Annotated in this window: 12 protein-coding genes; 10 read left to right on the top strand and 2 right to left on the bottom strand. The window is 39.1% G+C overall.

The features are described from left to right. Positions 1-120: 120 nt before the first annotated feature. Positions 121-1509, bottom strand: a complete 1389-nt coding sequence (locus tag R2R28_RS01410) for a hypothetical protein (protein ID WP_316823918.1) — start codon at positions 1507-1509, stop codon at positions 121-123. Positions 1510-1533: 24 nt separating this feature from the next. Further along, the gene (locus R2R28_RS01415; RefSeq protein ID WP_316823919.1) at positions 1534-2922 is read right to left on the bottom strand and encodes a glycoside hydrolase family 28 protein; all 1389 of its coding nucleotides are present in this window, start codon (positions 2920-2922) and stop codon (positions 1534-1536) included. Positions 2923-3713: 791 nt separating this feature from the next. Between R2R28_RS01415 and R2R28_RS01420 the strand changes: the two genes are divergently transcribed. The 10 genes from R2R28_RS01420 to R2R28_RS01465 all read left to right on the top strand — a co-directional run bounded on the left by R2R28_RS01420 (position 3714) and on the right by R2R28_RS01465 (position 22499). After that, positions 3714-7832 carry a two-component regulator propeller domain-containing protein gene (locus R2R28_RS01420; RefSeq protein WP_316823920.1) on the top strand — a complete coding sequence of 1373 codons (4119 nt, stop codon included), beginning with the start codon at positions 3714-3716 and terminating at the stop codon, positions 7830-7832. Between the two features lie 162 nt (positions 7833-7994). Continuing rightward, positions 7995-9509 carry a hypothetical protein gene (locus tag R2R28_RS01425; protein WP_316823921.1) on the top strand — a complete coding sequence of 505 codons (1515 nt, stop codon included), beginning with the start codon at positions 7995-7997 and terminating at the stop codon, positions 9507-9509. 39 nt (positions 9510-9548) lie between these two features. Further along, on the top strand, positions 9549-11324 hold the full coding sequence (locus R2R28_RS01430; protein ID WP_316823922.1) for a glycoside hydrolase family 2 protein: 1776 nt from the start codon (positions 9549-9551) through the stop codon (positions 11322-11324). A gap of 359 nt (positions 11325-11683) precedes the next feature. After that, positions 11684-11830: a hypothetical protein gene (locus R2R28_RS01435; protein ID WP_316823923.1), complete on the top strand. Its 147-nt coding sequence runs from the start codon at positions 11684-11686 to the stop codon at positions 11828-11830. 20 nt (positions 11831-11850) lie between these two features. Beyond that, a complete protein-coding gene (locus R2R28_RS01440; RefSeq protein WP_316823924.1) occupies positions 11851-14004 on the top strand; it encodes a GH92 family glycosyl hydrolase in 2154 nt (717 codons plus the stop codon). Positions 14005-14084: 80 nt separating this feature from the next. Continuing rightward, positions 14085-15152 (top strand): LacI family DNA-binding transcriptional regulator, encoded by a 1068-nt coding sequence (locus tag R2R28_RS01445; protein WP_316823925.1) that lies wholly within the window; start codon positions 14085-14087, stop codon positions 15150-15152. 575 nt (positions 15153-15727) lie between these two features. Continuing rightward, on the top strand, positions 15728-18679 hold the full coding sequence (locus R2R28_RS01450; protein WP_316823926.1) for a SusC/RagA family TonB-linked outer membrane protein: 2952 nt from the start codon (positions 15728-15730) through the stop codon (positions 18677-18679). A 43-nt stretch (positions 18680-18722) separates the two neighbouring features. Continuing rightward, a complete protein-coding gene (locus R2R28_RS01455; protein ID WP_316823927.1) occupies positions 18723-20225 on the top strand; it encodes a RagB/SusD family nutrient uptake outer membrane protein in 1503 nt (500 codons plus the stop codon). Positions 20226-20236: 11 nt separating this feature from the next. Next, the gene (locus R2R28_RS01460) at positions 20237-21391 is read left to right on the top strand and encodes a fasciclin domain-containing protein (protein WP_316823928.1); all 1155 of its coding nucleotides are present in this window, start codon (positions 20237-20239) and stop codon (positions 21389-21391) included. Positions 21392-21416: 25 nt separating this feature from the next. After that, positions 21417-22499 (top strand): DUF5007 domain-containing protein, encoded by a 1083-nt coding sequence (locus tag R2R28_RS01465; protein WP_316823929.1) that lies wholly within the window; start codon positions 21417-21419, stop codon positions 22497-22499.

Here is a 22499-nt window from a genome sequence, read left to right on the forward strand (position 1 = left end):
GGCCTTGTATGCCTTTAAGTACTAAGGGTAGAAATATCCTAAAAACAATAGATACCGAAAGCCAGCCAATATCAAAGCTATTTTTCGGTATCCGTTCAATAATGGCAGAAAAATGTATTACTAATTAAAATATTTTTTCGCAAATGATATAAAAATCGGCCAGTCCATTGAATCTGTATGGCCACCCTCATGAAACCGGAAGGCCAACTCACCATCGATCAATGAAACATCTGGTGCCGGAAACTGCGTTGTGGTAATTCCCGTTTTACCTAACAATTTATATACAGGTGAGGCGGCCACACAGGCTTTGAATTCTCCAACTGGGTCTGCCCAGATATCCTGTGTTCCACCGGTAATGAACAATGGCCTGGGAGCAATCAGGGCTATCATTTGATGTGCATCTACCGGAAAAGATTCCCAGTTTCCACCGTATTTCACAAAATTTGGTGCCATCCAGTGATATTCACTTTCTCCTGCAATTACATCTAGATTTTCACCAAAGTTTCTTTTCTCCAATGATGCACCTCCCGATCCGGAGCAGCTGGCGAAAACAGCCGCCCATCTTGTATCCATTGCAGCAGCCAATAAAGCAGTTTTGCCCCAACGGGAATGCCCCTGGATACCGATCTTTTTAGGATTGATTGATTTATCCTTCTGAAAATAATCTAAGGCTTTGCTCAATCCCCAGCTCCAGGCCCTTAAAACTCCCCAATCATCAGGTTTTCTAAATTGGCCCTTATTTACCAGACCAATAATGCCAAGGTTTAATCCTGCACCATTATCCGCCTGTAACGAGTTGGTATCAAATATAGCAACAGCCCATCCTGTTTGGTTTAAAAGTTCGATGGTTTGGTTATTGCCTTTTGCACTAGAGGAGATAATAACCACCAGTGGAACCTGCCCTTTTGCATTTTTTGGCCGATACATCGTTATATTGATAACCGGGCTCGCTTTTGGATAAGCCGCATTATCGATACGTCCAATGATGGTCTTTTTAATTGCCTTACTTGCTAATGCTGTTGTATCAGTTTCAGTTACATCAAAGCTTACACTGGGAGTGTTTTTGGGTATACGGCCAAAAACTTCAGATTCATAATCGGTTACAATTTCAGGGCGGCGCTGTGTCCACCATATTTTAGCGCTAGTAACTGCTTTGCCTCCTTTTAATATCAATGGATCAGGAAGAACATAATCATTTGCCCTTACCTCATCATAATTTATCCAGGCACCCCATGCAGAACGCGAAATGTTCCTGCCCTGATCGTCATTATAACCTACACCTTTACCCTTTACAATAGCATTTTTAGGACGGTTAGGATCTTCAGCCTGTGGTGGAAGTGTGGGTAATTTAATTGCTAAGCGCTGCAGTACCTGCTGATAATTCAATTTGGTCAGCGAATCTGTTTTGGCCCTTTCCTGACCAGTCTTTTGCTGAGATGATTGTCCGGTCGCCGTTTGTGTAGCTAGTGTTGCCGATACGAGTAATAGGATAGAAAAATGTGCTTTCATTAGTTTTGAAATAATATTAACATCTTATCTTTTTGCATTGGTTTCAACATGTTCAACACTTGCGTCGAATACAAATTTCTCCCGTTTACTGCCACCATCATCATAAAATTTACAGTTAATCAGCTTTAGTCCGTCTAACCCACGGGCCCATATCCCGTACGAATTTGCTATTCCATTTTTGTTCGCATCAGGGTAGTTGCCGTTCATGCAGCTTAAATTGGCTCCTGCATCTGTTCCGAAATTGTGGATAACAACATTCTTGAGCGTGATATCTTTTATTTTATTTGCCCCATCGCATTGCCAGTTAAAAATAATTGGCTGCGATACTGATTTTATACAATTTATGTTTTCCAATACAATGTTACTGAGTTTTCCCATTACGCCTTGAGGATTATTTTCCTTTCGGTTCTGTAAAGCAAAATATATTGGATTATAACAGCTATTGATGGTGAAATTTCTGCAGATAACATTGTAAACGTGATGGCGGTCATTGCTTTCGATCGCAATTGCTGAAATACAGTCACCTGTTGGAACCGGATTTCCCACACCAGGGTTGGAGTGTTTGTTTATGATGATATCTTCTGCTAAAATATCGTAAACATCAGCGAGGGTACCTGTTCCAATCTTAAAAGCATTACAGGTTGAAGCCAACACACACTTTTTGATGCGGATGTTTCTGCATGGAAAGTCTCGGTTTTCATAACTGGTTTTAATGCATAGTCCATCGTCGCCAACCTCAATATTGCAGTTGGAGATGTCTACATTGGTGCAACCTTCAATATCAAGCCCATCCGACGATCCTTTTAGGTTGAAAAAGCCACGTCCGCGGATGATAAGTGAATCAATTGTAAGGTTTTTGGAGTTTACAAAGTCGACTGCAAAATTTGGAATGTTATAAACCTGTATGTTGCGGACAGTAATGTTGCTTGACATGAAAAATCTAATCCCACGTCCTGGCCTTAGGCGGTCGTAGTCGCCCCGCGGATAAACCAGGCCACCGCCATCAATTTTGCCACCACCGGTAATAGTCACGTTTTTAAGATTTTCACCATTAATGATATGGCTCCTGTTTTTTACCCAGATATGTAAGGTATTGGCCTGAATTAATGCCCCTTTTACAAGATTAACGGTGAGATCTGATTTCAAATTAAGCCCGTTATCAATTAAAAAAGTTCCTTTTGGGATCAGTAAGGTATCCCCTGGGGTACAGGCATTGATTGCTGTCTGAATATTAACTGTTGAATATTTCAAGCCTGTCGGGTCTGCTCCATATTCCGTAACTACATTATGTGTTTTTCCAAAAAGAAGGCTGCTTTGGCATAAAAGAGTTACTGAAATATAAATCAGTAAAGTGAAATATTTTTTGAATCCGAAGCTTGTTGAAGCACTAATCAGGGGGAAATCTGGTCTCATCTGTGTTGTTAATATTTGGTTATTAGTTTACATTGTGGTTGTATGATGATGCAAATTTGTGCATTTGCTGCATATTCTGGTCCTGTTCGAAATCGAGCTTAGAAAAATCAAAATCTTATTATTGTTAAGTCGTTTGTATACAGTGTTTTGTCGTATTTTTTGCTTCCGAAAATCTAGGGGTAATTATTATAATTATAACTTTTATATACATGCTTAAGTCCAGTTTTCTGGATTACAACTAAAAGAAACTGAAATTAAATATTGCGTTTATCTTGGGTGATATGTTTTGCCTGTCCAAGAAAATGCTTTCCATATTGGAAGATTTTGCCATATAAGATGATGCTCTACTTGTCTTGGTGATTGTCATAATTAAAAGGGTAATAGTAGTGGTTAAACTGTTCAGAAAATGGCTGCCATCCGCAAATTTTCTTGTAAATTATGGGTTAATTAAATGTAAACTATAAATACGTCTTAGATTTTTTCTTTGTTTATTTTTTTTAAGTATTTGTTTTATAGTTAGTTGCGATTGTGTGTGCTTTGATTTTTTTAGAGGACTCGTATAAAACCGGCCAAATACAAAATCCTATATCCAAATTTGTAGATAGGAAATCACCCATCCCTAATCATAACCAAATACTAAAATGAACATGAAGTTTTCTCCAGCATACCAGCTAGTGGTTTACCATGTTCTCATTCAAGCAGAAACTTTCCACTTAAAACAAGCAAAATTTTTTCCCGAAACCAAACCCAAGTCAGATTAACGCTAATGACCTTCAAAAAAACTATTTGAAATGATGAGTAGATCTAAAAACCTTTTTCTGTTTTTTCTTTTTGTCTTTCATTTTACCCTTTCCAGTGCACAGAATCAGCCAATTCCGTTGAAATTCAATTACCTTACAGTTGATGAAGGGCTTTCGCATACGGATGCAAACGATATCGCTCAGGATAATAAAGGTTTTATTTGGATTGCAACTTATTTCGGGATCAGCAGATATGATGGCTATGCAATAAAAAAATTCTATAATACAAACGAACCTGTACATAATGCATTTAAAAATAGGGTAAGGAGTATCTGTAGTGATGAAAACGGCAGGCTCTGGCTAGGTACCGAAGATGGCTTACAATGTTTTGATCCAAAAGCCGAAAGATATTTAGACTTTAAGCACCTGGCAAAATATGTAGCACCTCCCATAACTAAATTGGTTAAACCACAAGGTGATAAGCTTTATGCCCTTACCGGGAATATATTAAGGGTATACAAAATTAGCGGCGATAGTATTCTAGAAGACCGGTTGTCTATGCCTCGGGGAACATTTTTTTCGGACTTCTTTTTCTATAAAAGCGTACTGTACCTAACCGGTAATAATGGCCTATGGGCACTTGATCAGGACAATATATTTAAAAAAATCGCCGTTGCCGGCATTCCAACTGCGCTATCGCATATTTTTATTGATAGTCAGGGTAATTTCCTGCTTTCGGATAACAATAATGTTTTTTTGGCCTTAAAAGAGCAAAACTTAAAATTACATAAAAGTTTTGCTGGAAATGGCTCGATCAGAGATATCAGGCAAGGTGGCCAAATGGATTATTGGGTAAATACAGGTGCAGCACTGCTCCGGTTGGATAAAGACTTGAATTTTATTCAAAAAGTTGACAATGAAAGCTCGCTGAATGGTCTTAATTCGCGATCTCTGGAAAAAATTTTTATAGACCGTTCCCAATGTTTATGGGTTTGCTCATTTGGCGGTGGCATTAATTACTGCGATCTGAATCAAAAATTGTTCTACACCATCAGGAGAACACGGGGCGAAGCTAATTCCCTTTCTGGCAACCACATCCGGTCTATACTAGAAGACGGAAATAAGTTGTACATCGGTACAACAGCAAATGGCTTAAACTTGTACAATTTTGCTACAAAGCGATACACATATTATAATACGGCCAATTCTGCTGTAAAACTGAAAAGTGATATGGTAATTTGCTTAACCTTTGATAGGGAACATAATCTGTGGGTTGGCGGCGGTGCAGGTATTGATATTCTAAAACCTGGCGGCAGAGCACTTTGGAAACCCAAAGGCTACGAAAAATTTCCGAAATATGTTATCGAAACTTTATCGATGGATTGTTATGGAAATATCTGGTTTGGTAACCATGCCAATAGTTTTGGCGTAATCTGGAAAGACGATAAAGGAGTTTACCAGGTAAAATATTATGATGAAGGCTATTTTATATTAACTGATGAAAGTAAGCCACAGATGTTTATTTCAAGCACAAATGGCTTAAAAAGGGTATTGTTTGATGAAAGGGGAAATATTATACACACATTCCGGTACAGGGCATCATCTGGTACAAACTCATTAACTTCCGATTATATCTATCCGGTTTGCAAACAGGCCGACGGAATCTATTGGATTGGCACTATCGGTGGCGGATTGAACCGTTTAACGGTAAACCTGAAAACTAATGCCTACACCATTAAACGGTACGGTACCAAGAACGGTATTTTCAATGATATTGAGAGTATGGAAATTGATCATGCTGGCAATATCTGGATGGGCGAAAACGGACTGTTGCGCTTTGATCCCAAAACTGAGAAATTGATTCGTTACGATAAGAATGATGGGATGCAGGGCAATAGCTTTAAAAATAATGCGTCATTTAAAGGGGCAGACGGGCGGCTATACTTTGGGGGGATTAATGGATTGAATTATTTTTATCCCAACCAGATCCGCCTCAGTAAAATAGAGGCAATGCCGGTATTGACAGATATTTTGATCAATAATCAAAAACCGGGTTTAATTGCATCTGATTCTCTGAAAAATTCAATCAAAGAAGCCATATCCTATGCACATGATCTGGAGCTTAGCCATTTGCAGAATAATTTCATTATTTCTTTTTCTTCAATGGATTATGCAAACCCACTAAAGTGTAAATACCGTTATAAATTGATCGGCTTCGATAAAGAATGGAGGTATACAGATGGCCATAATCCAACTGCAGCCTATAGCAACCTGAACTATAGTAATTATAAATTTGCATTAGAGGCCACTAATATTGATGGTATATGGGGGAAAAGTAAGGCAGAACTAAATATCACCGTGATTCCGCCGTGGTGGAAATCAGATCTTGCAAAGGCACTTTATTCCATTTTAGCCATATCTGGTCTGGCCGGAATTTATGTTTATCAATCTAGGTGGCATCTTTTAAAAAGAGAAATAGAACTCCGTGCGGTGAACGAGCAAAAAAGAGAAGAAATGCATCAGCAACGTACCGAACTTTATCAACAACAACTTCAGTTTTTTACCAATATTTCTCACGAGTTCCGCACACCATTAACGTTAATTCTAGGACCATTGGAGCAATTGGTTAGCAAGAATAAATATACGGAACTGAGCAATTCTTATCAATTGATGCTAAGGAATACCAAACGTTTGATGAACCTGCTTAGTGAATTGATGAATTTTAAAAAAACGCTCGATAATATTATCAAGCTAAATGTACAGCCGCTAGCGATAAGAGATTTTTATACCGGTCTTGCTTCCGAATTTCAGGAACTAGCAAATGGAAAAGACATTAATTTTAAACTTATAGATCATACAGGTACAAAACAAGCCGAAAGGCTCGTCGGATTATTTGATAAGCCTATTCTTGAAAAAATCCTTTTTAACCTGTTGAATAATGCTTTTAAATATACAGAGGCTGGAGGCGAAGTATCGTTTGAGGTGTTTTTTGACCTTGAGCAATATAAACCATCCTTTAAAAACGAATTTCAGCTGTTAAATAAAGACTATAGGGCAAAAAAATATATCTATTTTGCGGTGGGCGATACTGGTATCGGTATTTCAGGCGATGCTATCCACAAAATATTCGATCGTTATTACCGCATCAGCCGAGATCAGCTCGGATCGGGAATTGGTTTGGCACTGGTGAAAAGTTTAACCCAATTGCATAAAGGTGATATTTACCTCTATAGCGAGCGATATAAAGGCACCGAAATTATTGTTGGCATTCCGTGGGGAGAAGAAAATTATGCTGAAGCAGGCGTGACGTCTTTGGAAGGAGATTTAGCCCCTCAGCTAGAGCCTGTAGACAATTCAATTTTAATACCACTTTTATTAGAAACTAATCATGACCGGGAAGATTTAAGAAATAAAAAACGGATTCTGATTGTGGATGATAATGAAGAGCTGCGGTTCTTTTTAAGGCAAACATTTGAAAAACATTTTTATATTTACGAAGCAGCAAACGGTTTGGAAGGGCTCGAAATCGCTATTGAGCAGGTTCCTGACCTAATTGTTAGTGATGTGATGATGCCTGTAATGGATGGCATCACTTTCTGTAAGTCGGTAAAAGAACAGTTTGAAATCAGCCATATTCCCTTTATCATACTATCGGCTAAAGATACGCTGGGATCAAAAGTTGAAGGAATGGAATCGGGTGCCGATTATTATTTTGGGAAACCCTTAAATATGGAACTGCTGTTCCTAACCGTTCAGAATATTATTGAGCAGGGCGAAAAGCTAAAACAACGATATAGTAGAGGTTATCTTGTTGAAGCCAAAGAACTTGTGCGGACTGAAAAGGATAAAGAATTTCTTCAAAAAATCCTAGATGTGATTGAAGAAAACATTCAGGATCCCAATTTGGATGTCGATTATTTATGCAGATACCTCTGCATCAGCAGGACAAAACTTTACCAAAAAATAAAAGGTGTTTCAGATTTATCGGTGGGCGAGTTTATAAGAACAATCCGTTTAAAAAAGGCAATAAACATTATGACACATGAAGATGTATCGATGACCGAAGTGGTTGATCGGATCGGACTGCAAAGTAGTTCGAATTTTGCAAGAGCATTTAAAAACCATTATGGCCAATCGCCGATGCAATTTATTAAATCACTGAAAAAGTGAGCCGGTTATCAAACAGGAAATGGATAAAAGGTATAAAAATAAGAACAATTCAACAATCAGGATCTGGGCTTAATCATGTTCTTTGTGAAAGAAATAATATATAAAAGGGGCTAAATATTTTCCAATCTCCTAACCATAAAAATAACTTAATAGCTAAAATTAATGAGCAAAAAACTACTATTATTTGGATTAACATGTCTTTTTTATATTTCTGGCTACTGTCAGAAAAAGCAGGAACCATCTTTGGTTCCCGCTAAGCCATCTGAGGCTCCCGATTATTTTTGTATCTGGAATGTGCAGGGATATGTAACAAGTTACGAATCTTCTCCCGTGATGAGAAAAGCCATGAACGAACAAAATGTTTTCGGAAATGGCAAATATGAAGGGTGGGCAAATATGTTCTCAAGATTACACAAGGATCTTTATCTGGTACTGGATGATGCGTGGGATACCCCATTAAACGGCGACAAAAGTTATTATGGAAGTTTAATTGTTGACTCAGAACGTTTTCCATCGTTAAAAGACCTTACGCCAGAACAACGGTTGGGCCAATTAACCAAAAAAACAAAAGATCTTGGATGGAAAGGCCTTGGCCTATGGATCTGCGCGCAACAGGCCCCAAAATTCCAAATGGCTGATAACGATACCTACTGGACTGAGCGATTAAACTGGATGAAAAAAGCCGGTGTAAGTTATTGGAAAGTTGATTGGGGAAAGGATTCTAAAAGCGCTGAATGGAGAACCTGGTTAACAAAAATAGGTAAACAAACTGCGCCGGATCTGATTATAGAACAAGCAATGACGCCTGCTACAATGGCTACTGCTGTTGTTTACCGGACTTATGACGTTGAAAATATCATTTCAGTTCCCCACACAATAGACCGGGTAGCAAAATTATTGACCGCTTTACCCAAAGGTGAAGCTGAAAGTATTATCAATTGTGAAGATGAGCCCTATATCGCGGTTGGTCTGGGATGTGCAATTGGAATCATGCGCCATCCCTTTATTGGAAATTTACCAAATGGTGCTCAAGATCATGCTTTCCCTCCAGTAGGAAGAGATCTGAAGAAAAGCCTGGATGAGGAAATCCGAGCAGTGTTGTGGCATAGGATAGCGCTTCCATTTGGAATCAATAAAACAGATTTCGCCATCGATACGACCTTGCTTCATGACTATTGGACCATGAAAAGTAAAGAAACCTGGTTGAAATCTCATGATAAAGAAGGTTATAAAAATGAATGGCAGGCACCAGCAATAATTACCAGAGGCCTTAAGAAACCAGTTGTTTCAGTTAAAAAAGGTGAACTAAAACCTTACATACTCGCCTCAAAGTATCCTAACGGATCGGTGGCAATCGCGGCTATTGGGCGTACAATAGATCGTAATTATCTTACACCAAGAGCTGATGTAACCTTGGAAGTAGAAAATTTAGATCAACCTTTTGGAATTTTTGGACATTACAATACGCTAACTTTGGAGCTTGTTAAATTACGTTCTTTCACTAAAGTTTTGGCACAGGATCTTGCTGGCGAATTCCCCTTGGACATTACCAAACAGATTAAAATTAAAGGAAATAAAATCACCATTCCCGGGAAATTAATCGATAAAGTTGGCCTTTCGGCGGCATCTCCAGGCGACCAGTCAGCACCTGGAATGGTTTTGGTTTTTCAGAAATAATTTTAAAGCGATCCGTGTTTATCAGCAGTAGCTATCATCATGAAATACAACAGTAAAATAAAAGCATTGGCTTGTATCATCACCTTTTTAATTTTAAATCAGATGTGCATGGCACAATTGCCCATGGGTAATGTTATGGGCCGTTCCAAACAAAACCTCAATGGTAAGTGGCAGGTAATTACCGATTGGTATAATCGAGGCAATGACATTTCAAAAAACGATACCTCTTATAATAAAAATGGTTTTAGAGAATATAGATTTGATACGCCAACATTAAATGTACCTGGCGATTGGAATTCGCAACAACCCGAACTAAAATACTATGAGGGTACCATCTGGTACCGAAGAACGGTTAATTACCATAAAACTGACGGCCACCGCGCCTACCTTTATTTTGGTGGAGCAAGCTATCAGGCCGAAGTTTATTTTAACGGAAAGAAACTTGGCTGCCATGAAGGTGGTTTTACCCCTTTTCAATTTGATGTAACCTCAGCCATCAGAGAAGGCAACAATGACCTGGTTGTGCGGGTAAACAACCAGCGCAAGATGGATGGCATACCTGCAATGGCATTCGATTGGTGGAATTATGGGGGGATTACCCGTGATGTCTATCTGATAGAGAGCGCAGAAAGTTATGTCGACGATTACTTTATCCAGCTTGAGAAAAATAGCATGGACAGAATAAAAGGCTGGGTTAAGTTAAAAGGACAGACCAAAAAAAATGCCGTCGTTAGGATAAGTATTCCCGAACTTAAAATCAACCGTAAGTTTCAGACTGATGAAAATGGACTTGCTCTGATCGATATCAAAGCCCGATTAAGCTTGTGGTCTCCGGAAACCCCAAAAATTTATGATGTCAATATTTTCAGCGATACCGACACCGTTAAAGACCGTATCGGTTTCCGTTCCATTCAGGTACAAGGAACAGAGATTGTACTTAACGGGAAAAAGATTTTTTTAAAGGGGATCAGTTTTCATGAAGAGATACCACAACGGCAAGGGCGTGCCACCAACGATGCTGATGCGGAACAATTGTTAAAATGGGCTAAAGACCTGGGTTGTAATTTCGTGAGATTGGCACATTATCCGCAGAATGAACATACCGTTAGAATGGCAGAAGCTATGGGCCTGATGATGTGGGAAGAAATTCCAGTATGGCAGGGAATAGCTTTTAACGACCCTGTATTACTTGGCAAAGCAAAGAACATGCTTAATGAGATGGTGGGCCGAGACAAAAATCGCTGCGGGATTATCATCTGGAGTTTATCCAATGAAACCGCACCCTCACCTGACCGGAATAAAGTGTTAAAAGAAATGGCTTCAATCTGCAGAAACCTCGATTCTACCAGACTGGTCTCTTCGGCTTTTGATCATTTTAAATATAATGGAAATAAAATTATCATCGATGACGAACTAAGCAATTCTCTTGACGTTCTGGCTGCGAATAAGTACATGGGCTGGTATGCAAGGTGGCCATCAAAACCTGGGGATGTAGTGTGGGAAAGTAAATTCAACAAACCCGTAATCATGTCTGAATTTGGTGCAGAAGCACTCTACGGACAGCACGGGCCAGCTGATGATATGGGAATATGGAGCGAAGAATATCAAGAGCAACTGTATAAAGATAATATCACCATGTTTAAAAAAATTCCTTTTTTAGCTGGTGTTTGTCCATGGATATTAGCTGATTTCAGGACACCGTTTCGTATGAACCTTAAATTCCAGAATGGTTGGAACCGCAAAGGCCTGCTTTCTGATCAGGGAGAAAAGAAAAAAGCTTGGTATATCATGAAAGAATTTTATAGCACACGCTAAAATAACAGTAAGTGCCCCTAAAAATAATAAAATATTACCTATGCTCTCAACTACATGCCCTCTAAAAAAAGGGCATGTTTTTTAATGAGGTATTGCCCAGAGTAGTGGGTGAGCATTTCGACCGTGATGGAGAAATTTTTGAACCTTTCTGTTGTAAATTTATCTATTTCATTAGGACCTTCAGTCAATATAACCCCTGGCCTTCTGGAATATGCGTCTTAGCTATCAAAATCACATCATTTATGTATAAAATGGCAAAAAAAACGAACGATATGGGCGGTTGTTTGAAACTTCAGTTCAGTAATTTGCATATCAGATTGCTAACCAAATATTATCTGAAAATTCTATAAAATTTAAAAATGAAGAAAACACTTATCCTGGCATTGCTTTCCATCAGTTTGACAATAAATAGGCAGAACATGATCAAAAAGAAACCTTCGGTAAAGAAAGCGCAATATGCTATTTCCCTGATCGGTTTTTTTAAGTATGCCGGTTTGGGGGTTTAAAACTAATAAGCTAGAAAAAAATGAAGATTCAAAATTATAAGTTCCTGGTCATTGTGTTAATGGGAGTGCTTTTTTCGGGATATGCCAAATGCCAAACGGGCGAATATACCCGTTATGTGAACACTTTTGTAGGTACGGCACCGCTTACCGATCCTAAAATATTGGGCTACGAGTTGCCTAAAGGCTGGCGCTCATGGGCTGGGCTTACTTTTCCGGGTACTTCACTTCCAAATGCCATGGTCCAGCTGAGTCCGATAACCGAATTTGGTTCAGGCGCTGGTTACGAATACGAAGATTCGGTGATTTTAGGGTTTGCCCATACCAACAAAGGCCATTGGAACCTCTGCAACATACCAATATTGCCGCTTTCCAATCCACAGGGTAAGTTTGGTTCAAAATTTTCCCATCAAAAAGAAAGTTCTTCGCCCGGTTTCTACCAGGTTTACCTGGATGATTATAAAGTGAGCGTGAGTTTAACTTCTACATTGCGATGCGGATTCCATCAATATGAATTTAAAGATAACAAGGACAGGCAGATTCTGTTTGACCTGGCAAAAGCGAACAGCCGGGTTTCAACATGGAATATCAGCCAGGATGGAGATTTTGCGCTAAAAGGATTTCAAGGCGGAGAAAATGTTTATTTCTACGCCCGTCTAAATACCAAGATTGAGAAGCTCGAAAAAACCAATGAAGGTAGCCCTGGCGGTTATGCAATTGTTCATTTAGCTGATGGTAGTGGTGGTGCAGTGGAACTTAAAATCGGGTTGTCGTTTGTAAGCGCAGAAAATGCCAGAGAAAACCTAGAAAAAGAAATAGGTATTAAAACCTTCAATACCGTTCGTAAAGAAGCGAATCAAATCTGGGAAAATCTTTTGTCGGCAATTAAAGTCGAAGGTGGGACTGAGAAACAAAAGCAGATGTTCTATTCCTGTTTTTACCGTTCTTTTTTGTGGCCCGCCTTAAGAAGCGATGTAAATGGAGAGTTTAAGGACAAAAAGCGGAATATAGCAAAATCTGATTTCAATTATTATACAGAGCCCTCACTCTGGGATACCTACCGGAATAAAGATATACTTTTAGGATTGGTAACACCACAAGTAACCTTGGACGTAATTAAATCAATGAAAGATGTTGGCGATAAAACCGGTTTTATACCAACTTTTTTTCATGGCGACCATGGTGCCTCTTCCATTGCTGGGGCTTATTTACGGGGAATTGATAATTTCGACATCAAAGGCACTTATCAGATTTTATTAAGAAATGCCAATGTAGCTGGCGGTGCCCGTCCGCATATTAAAGAATATATCGAAAAAGGATATATATCAGATCCGGATATTACCAATCCACATGTCGAAACCAAAGCAAAAGCAGGTGTATCCAAAACACTAGAGTATTCGTATGACGATTATTCCCTCGCCCAGATTGCTCAAAAACTTGGCGATACCAGCAATTACCGGATTTTAATGGCCAGATCTAAAAATTATAAAAACATGTTCGATCCCTCAACAAGGTTTATGCGTGGCAGGTTGGAAAATGGAGATTGGGTGAAAAATTTCAATCCGCAGTATCCATATTATGAGTATATGTACCGTGAGGCAAATGCGTGGCAGGTGTCATTTTATGCGCCACACGATATGGAAGGTTTGATTGCATTATATGGCGGGCCGAAAGGTTTCGAATCTAAATTAGATTCATTCTTTACCTTGCCATGGAACGCAAAATATATTGCCAGGAACGTAGAGACTATGATCGGTCAATATTGCCAGGGAAACCAGCCCGACCATGAAGCACCATTTTCCTACACTTTTATTGGCAAACCAGAAAAAACTCAAAAACTTCTCGATTACATTATGAATAATCTTTACGGTATTAAAGATGGAATCACTTTATCGGGTATGGATGATGCAGGGGAAATGTCGGCATGGTATGTATTTAGTGCACTGGGTATTTATCCTTTTTCTGCAACTGATCCGAAATATATTGTTACAGCACCTCTTTTCGATAAAATAACCTGGCGAACGGCCAATGGAAAGTTTATTACAATCACAAAGCCTGGAAAAGGACGGAATCTGACTGCCATTAAGGTTAACGGTAAAGAAAACATTAAAATGGATTATTTTGTTAGCCACGACCTATTTATTAATGGGGGTAAAGTAGAAGTTGATACCCGGTAACCGATGTTTTGTAACATTATCACCATTAAGAGATAATTATTCTTTCATATTAAGTTAAATATTTTTCATAAACGCTCACAATGAATGAAAAACTATCGATTAAGGATATTGCCAAAAGGCTAAATGTTTCCACTACCACTGTTTCTTTTGTCATCAACGGAAAAGCAGCAGAAAAATCAATCAGTAAAAAAGTTACAGCCAAAGTGCTGAAACTTGTTGAGGAACTTGGATTTAGGCCAAATTCTTTTGCAAAAGGCCTGAGGACAGGGAAATCGAATACAATAGGCTTTTTGGTTGATGATATCTCAATGCCCTTTTTCTCAGGTATTGCCCGCTTTTTGGAAGAAAAAGCGGCACTTAACGGGTATAAAATTCTTTTTGCAAGCACTGGAATAGAAAAGAATAAATTTAGAGACTTAATCGGAGTTTTTACTGAAAGGCGTGTAGAAGGTTATGTCATCGCAACTGCAGAAGGTATCGAAGAAGAAATTAAAGAATTGATCAGTTCTGAAGTTCCTGTTGTTCTTTTTGACCGTTATCTGCCCAATATTGCCGCTGATTATGTGCTAGTTGATAATTTCGGAAGTACCTTTCAAGCTACGAGCCACCTGATCGGAAATGGCTATCGGAATTGTGCTTTTATTACAATAGAAACGCAACAACAGCAAATGATGGATAGGCTTGAAGGCTACAGGAAAGCTGTTTTAAGCAATAGGGGACAAGAACACATACTAAAATTAAAATATACCGGCCCCGGAAGTACGGTAGAAGGCATCCAAAACTTTCTAGATCATTTGACCGATATTGATGCGGTGATTTTCGGTACTAATTACATCACAATGGAAGGTTTACGCGCGCTAAGAAATGCCAAAGATGAAATCAGAAATGATATAGCCCTAGTTTCCTTTGATGATTTTGAGCTGCTTGAATTTATTTCACCACCCATTACCGCAATCGAACAGCCTTTAGATAAAATTGCTGCACATATTATGGAGCTTTTACTCTCAAGGATAAGTCATACAAGTAGTCCGGATTCATGTTGTACCGTTAATATTCCCTGTACCTTAAATGTAAGAGCTTCTAGTTTACCGAGACCTCATGTTTACATTAAAAAAGCTACTGAAAGAGAACATTTTAAAATGAGGTAATTTAATCTAAAAAATAAAATTAAGTTTTTTGTTTGGTCCGCTTGAATAGATAAAACATTTAGTTAACGCACGCAAAAACGCATTCTATCAATGACTGATAGGATATTGGCCTTCATTCCCGCACAGGGGTAAATCTTAATACAATCTACAAATTATCAATGCATTACAAATTGTAATCAACTTGATAAATATCGGCTTGGAGATTACTTTAATGCGTGTTAATGTTATTACTCTATAATATTCTAAATAGCTTAGATCTACCACCGGTAGTATCAATAGAAAGCTTCGTCCCGATCCTAAAACCGATTTGCTATTCAATTTTATCAAGATCTTGGGGTTTTACGCAGTCAATAAAAGAAGTAAATAAAACCTATCCGTTTGAAAATTAGTTTTGTATTCCTCGGGAACGTAATTATTTAGGTGTTATTGCTTCATGTTTGACGTTTTTTGCGAAAAATGATATCAATATCGCTTTATAGTGTTTAGAATGGATATTTTGTACATAAATATGTACGTTTCGGCAGTCTGAAAAAGCATAAAGAAGCTATAATTGTGCTGACCAAATTATAAACCAAATGTTCTCTTCTAGAAAAAAAAGGCGACGACTGCAAAGTCAGTTGATGGTATTTTTGCTGCTACTCTGTTTTCAACAAACCTATGCCCAGTTACAGGAAGGCACCGGTAAAACAAATAATGCAAAAGCAACTGATACCGTAACTATTCGTAAAAAGCATCCTGTTATTAGTAAAGACACCATAGTTAGTGCTTATACGCCTAGAGTATCCGCACTTTCTATTTTTCCGGCAAGTTCGCTACAGCAATCGCTTAAAGGCAATTACGCAGGCTTGTATATTCAAGAACCTTCCGGTGAGCCCGGAACAGTGCAAAACATGTTTATCAGAGGCTCAGCGCTTCCACTATTATCAAAAAGGGAACTATATGATGCCCAGCCACTAGTGGTTTTAGATGGAATACCAATGGTTACCGAACATCCTTACGCTTTCGATATTCAACAGTTTGATTTTAATAGAATAGGTACAGCTACCAATATATTTTCAAATATTGACCTGGACAACCTTGCATCTATAGAGATATTGAAAGATGTACAGGCAACCGCGCTTTATGGCCCACGGGGTATTAATGGTGTTATTTTGTTAAAAACAAAGCCATCTGAAATTAATAAACGCATCGAGGTAAATAGTTATGTCGGCTTTGCCCAAAAGCCTTCGGTAACTACCATCAACGGCCAATATGAAAATGCTTTCAGGCAACGTTTTTATGATCTGTATACTGCTAACGGCAGGTATTCAAAGGATGAAACCTATCCGGCATATCTTAGCGATTCTTTAAGCAACAGTTATTACGGCCCCTCTAACTGGAACGATCTGTATTATAAAAATGGGGTTGTATATGCTTTTAATGCGTCAATTACCGCAGGAATGAAAAATGCAAACTTCAGATTTTCATTGGGTAATTTGAAAAACGAGGGTGTTGCAGACCAAACTGCATTAAACCGTTATAGTTCCCGTTTCGAAATCAATATGAGGCCTATAAAATGGTTGGATTTTTCGGTTATGGCGAATGCAAACCGAGTGGAGAGAGACCGGAACAGGAGCCTGCGTGACCGCTTCAGCCAGATGAATTATTTTCCGGATTTAACATCACCATTAAGCCCTAATGCAGATGTATATGGGAAGTATCTTGCCGCATACGATAACAGTTACGATAACAATAAAACCAATATCATCGAAGGTTTTGCAAATGTTGGGCTGCATTTTGGGAAGATAAATTTCATGTCGCGCATGTCTTTGGATTATAATGAAGGTTATCGTGATGTTTTCCTTCCAAAGCCTTTAATCCAGAACACAAGTTATGTTTCCAATTATTATGGTTATAGCCAACGTGCTATACTTGATAATGTAATAACTTACGATATAGCGCAAAAAAATCATGCTATACATTTACAAGTTGGCCAGTCTACCCAGTGGACTACATATAAATATAATTATAGTTATGCCTATAAAGGGGTTAGCGATTTTATTAAACTTAATCTGCTGGATGGGGAAACTTACAGGCCTGGAACTTTCCCTTCGGAACTGGTTTTCCGTTTTCTTGATCGGACTAACGATAACCTCAGCTCATTTTATGGTAATGCTGATTATGTGTTTAAAAATAAATATTCATTTTCTACTATTTTAAGATTGGATGGCTCATCTAATGCACAACCTACCAAACGTTGGTTCTTTTCTCCTACAGTATCGGCAAACTGGAACATTAAAAATGAATTTTTTGAAAAAAATAATACCATTTCAGAACTGGGACTAAAAATTGGTGCAGGAAGAATTGGCCGGATCAATAGTTTCGACAGTTATTCTCAAGGGCCGCAGTACTCTGCTTACGCAGGCTATACAGGAAACCTTACAGTGCCTGGGTATACCGGCTTTAGTGTGCTTTCACGGCCATATTCTTTTGGATGGATCGGTTATGGAATTCCATGGGCTTATTCAGATCAATTGAATATAGGCTTCACAGCAGGGCTGTTTAACAACCGTGTTAAATTATATGCTGATTTATATACTAAAACAGAAAAAAATCTTCTTGTGGGTATTCCTGATGGTTCGGAGTATGGCTATAGTCAGTCGTTTGAGCCAGGCATGTCGGTTAATAATAATGGAATTGATATCGTGCTGAATGCTATGGTGTTAAGTCGTCCGAAAGGAACAAATTGGAATGCTTCACTATCATTCAACATCAATAAAAATAAACTAAAGGCTTTACCGCGTGGATTGGAACAGGTGAGTATAAGCGAAGGTACGAGGCTGCTCAAAGTTGGCCAGCCGATAGATAGTTATTGGTTATTCATCAATGATGGGATTTATACTACCGATGCTGAAGTGCCGGTTGTAAACGGACAGCCTTTAAAATTTAATGGAAACATTATGAAGGCCGGAGATCCGAAATGGAGAGATGTGAACAATGATAATGTGATTAATGATCAGGATAAGGTATTCACAGGACATTCCCTGCCGGTACTGAGCGGGAATTTTAACAACACCATCACTTTGGGGAAATTTGACCTCAATATCAATATCTATTATAACCTTGGTAGAGACCTAATCAATGAAAATATGGCCAACCGCTTTAATTTTATTAACCGGGAAGGCCAATCTAACATCAATTCGGTCAAAGAAATTACCTTCTGGGAAAAAAGTGGAGACTATAGCCTTTATCCGTTATATAACCCTTGGAGCCCGGTAGAAGCCTATCGCTTGGACCAGACCCTGTTTTTAGAGGATGCTTCATTTATGAAACTGCGTACAGTTTCTTTGGGATACGACCTGACCAAGTTCGTGGGTAAAAAAGCAAAGTTTACCCGTTTTTACATCTACGGAACAGTTAACAACATTTTCACGGTAACAAAATATTCTGGCCGTGACCCTGAACTGGCCGATTATAATGGATATGATAACGGTTACGGACTTCCGATTCCGCGTACCTATTCCTTTGGTATTAAGGCAGAGCTGTAATTCAGTTTAAAATTTATTTAAGCAAGAACAAATAATTTTTTTGATGAAAAAGATAATATTATCATCCCTGGCATTTTTAATACTGCTATCCGGATGCAGTAAAGTGCTTGATGTGGATTCTGTGCGTACGGTGAGCGAAAAAAACATGTGGAATACACTGGAAGACGCTCGCGCTGGTCTTTTAGGTATATATGCATTATCGAGGGCAGCCATGGTAGACAATAACGCACACTGGTTGTATGGCGATGTAAGGCCAAAGACGTTTACAAGCCCCAACCGGCCGGATTTAAACGCAATTATTAACAATTCGTTAAATGCATCTTTTCCTACACTTGATGCACTTTCTGATTGGACGAGATGGTTTGCGGTAGTTAACGCGGCCAATCTTTTTATAGAGCGGGTGGGAGATGTAAAGAAAGCTGATCCCAGGTATTCGGATACTTACCTTTCTATCGATGTGGCGCAGGCCAGATTCCTTCGCGCATTCGCATATTTTTATATGGTCAGGATTTGGGGAGATGTTCCTTTGATTATTAGTTCACATGACGGGCAATTTGACAAGCTGCCAAGAGAAAAACAGGCAAAGGTACTGGCCTGGGTTGAAGAAGAACTTTTATCCGCATCTGTAAAACTCCCTTTTATCTACAGCAGTAACGATCCACAGCAACCTGGCAATTATTATAATGAAACCCATAGCAGATGGCTGGGTACCCTTGCGACAAAAAATTCTGCCTATGCCGTGCTTTCTCACGTTGCGGCCTGGCAGGGTGATTATTATTCAACCGCCGTTTACACCAAGTTCGTAATCGATAACCGGGCAAAAAGCAATATCGATTATACAGGTTCTGATGATCTTGTAGCTGGGGGCGGATTGTTTAACGGTAGAAAAGACAGGCATATTTTAGGTTTTAATGCAGAGTGGGGGCACAATGATGGATCTACCAGTGGACATATTGAGGAACTTACACTGGCTGAGCCTGTTGTGATAAAAAAAATGCCCGATATCTATCTTCCAAAGGATACCATCTTGGCATTGTTTAATGAGCAGGATGATGCAAGGTTTAACATCGATACTTTAGGCAATGCCCTTTCTACACGATACATCACCAACTTTAACGGCAAGTATCCCATTTTCAGTAAAATTAAAGCCATTCAGGGTGGGAATGGAGACCCAAATTTCAGGTATTTTACCAGCGTAGCGCTATTTACGCGATATGAAGATATTGTTCTGCTGCGGGCTGAAGCTTTAGCTGTGCTCGGGGACGTTCCGGGCGCTACAGAAATGTTGAACAACATCAGATCAAGAAGAGCACTTGCCAATTACAACATTGATGTAAATGGAGATCTGATCGATGCGATTTTTAAAGAAAGAAAACGCGAACTCATCGGTGAAGGGCATAACTGGTATGATCTGATCCGCTACACCCGTATCAAACCAAGAGCAGTCATGACCAATCTCATCAATAGCGGCGGGATTTATTGGCCGATATCCAAAAAAGTGCTCAATCAGAACAGTTTATTAACCCAAAACCCTTATTGGAATTAATCAGAACAGATATGAAAAATTTAAGTAGATATTCAAAACCGCTGATGTTGTTAGGTATTGTGGTGGTGATACTGGTTGTTTCCTGTAGTAAAAAAGATGGTTATTATGCTGCCGGGGTAGAAGATAAAGCATTCGACGGTAATACCTATAACTACCTGCAGAGCAAACCGGGCACTTACGATTCGCTATTAAAGGCCATCAACCGCCTTGATTCGCTAAACTTCGAAAAGCCGGAAAAAGAAAGGATAAAAGAAAGATTATCGAGCGGTAAAGAAGCGACTACCCTATTTGCGGTTACAAACTCCAGCTTTGAACTTGCTTTTACCAGTTTGAACAATTTAAGAAAATTGTCTCAAAAGCCACCGCTATCGATCACATCGATTGATATCCATCATTTGGATACGATGGTATGTCAGTATATCATTGAAGGAAAGGTAACCAGTGATGACCTTTCTTCTAAGGATGGCATCAATATCAGCAGCATTATCGGTACACCTGGATGGCCAATGCATGTAGAAACCGACCAAGGTGCCTCAGCGGGCTTTGTTCAGGGCGGGGCAAGTACAATCAAGTTTTTTAACACCAATAAAAGCCAGTTTACCCGCGACTGGGTAGGCACTTCTACGAGTTCGAGCAACATCAAAACTAAAACAGGAGTGGTGCATATTGTTGAGGCTGGCCATGTATTTGGCTTTAACAAATTTGTTAGCCGTATTACCATTGTACCGCCACCCGAGAATTATTTCAAGGAATATGGCGGCACATTTACAGGTTCATACTTAGGTACGGGAACAGCAGAGGTGATGGCAAGTGCACTTGATAATGACAGAAATTCTAAGTTCGTGACCTCAAATTTTGTTAATGGCTGGATCAAGTGGGAGTTTCCTTATCCGGTGGCGGCAGGTTCTTATGTGCTCATCTCCGGAAATGATAACGTTAACTGGGATCCTCAGGCATGGAAATTTGAAGGTTCCAATAACAATATAGACTGGACCCTCCTGGATAGTCAGCTGAATCAGGTATTTAAATACAGGATAATGGAAAGAGTGTTTTATTTCAATAATACGATTCCCTATAAGTTCTACAGGATCACCTTCAGTGCGATGAGGAGCGGAACGAAATTCCAGATCACCGAATTCTCTATCAATGGTCCGAAAAAAAATTAACATCATCAAATTAAGCGATCACAACATGTCAATACTTAAAAATAATAGGATACTCTTTCTCTTTGCCGTTATTATGCTATTTAGCGCTTGTAAAAAGATATTTGAATTTCCGGAAGAAAAGGAGTTTTTGAGCCCGGATCTCAATTACAAGGAGAAACTCCTGCAACCAATTTTGGGAAGGACCCTTATATTGGGCAGTTTAAATAGTGCCAGTTCAACGCTGCCGCTTCAGTTAGAGATTGTTAACGCAAGGTTTGGTAACGGAAGACCGGTTACAGATTTATTTCAGCTACGGCCAACTTATGTATGGACTGCACCATACACGGGTCTTGAAAAAACTTTAGAAGAAATCGCCTCAAAGCGCAAGTTGGAAAACCATCCGCTTTTCGAGGTGCGAGGTTCTGGACAGTTTATTTTTTGGGGTTCTTCTAGTAATGAGCTTGTAAAACCAAGAGCAGCAGATAGTTCTAATTTTCCGCAAGACTCCCGTTTTTTTGATCTGAAAGTCACCAATTCGGGTGGCACTATGATGTTAAAAGATTTCGAAATACGCATGTTTAGGGAACGTCCGTATGAACCTTCGAACGATTTCAATTATTACAGTGGGAAAGTTGCCTATGCCGATGAGGTTACCAAAAAAGGGATCAACTATCTGCTGGCGAACATCAACAATGTGCTGGGTGTTAGCACAAAGAAAAACATGGTGAACAACAGTACAACAAAAAACTTGGTGGTTTACATCAGGCCTTTCACTGGAGGTAATGGTCATAATCTGAGAATAAAAGTGCTGGGCAGGGATTCGGTGGCCTTAAACCCGAAACTTTTCGGCGAAACTAAATGGACAACGATGCTTCATGCATTTAATATGCAAAAAACTGATGAATATGTTCAGTATGATGTTGCCTATCCGATTCCTCTTGCACCGCTTCCTACAGTTTATGCACCCAACGGAACTAGGGCAGTAACCAAAATAGAATATTCAAGGCTAGGCCCATCAGGCATCAGGCAGTTTTCCAGTTTTGGGATCGACTTTGCCATTTTTAAAGAAGGTGATTGGGAAATAGTTTTCCATTTCAAGAATGAGAACCCAAAGTTTGAAGACGATTAA

The organism is Pedobacter miscanthi, from assembly GCF_032678605.1.
GTDB classification, from domain to species: Bacteria; Bacteroidota; Bacteroidia; order Sphingobacteriales; family Sphingobacteriaceae; genus Pedobacter; species Pedobacter miscanthi_A.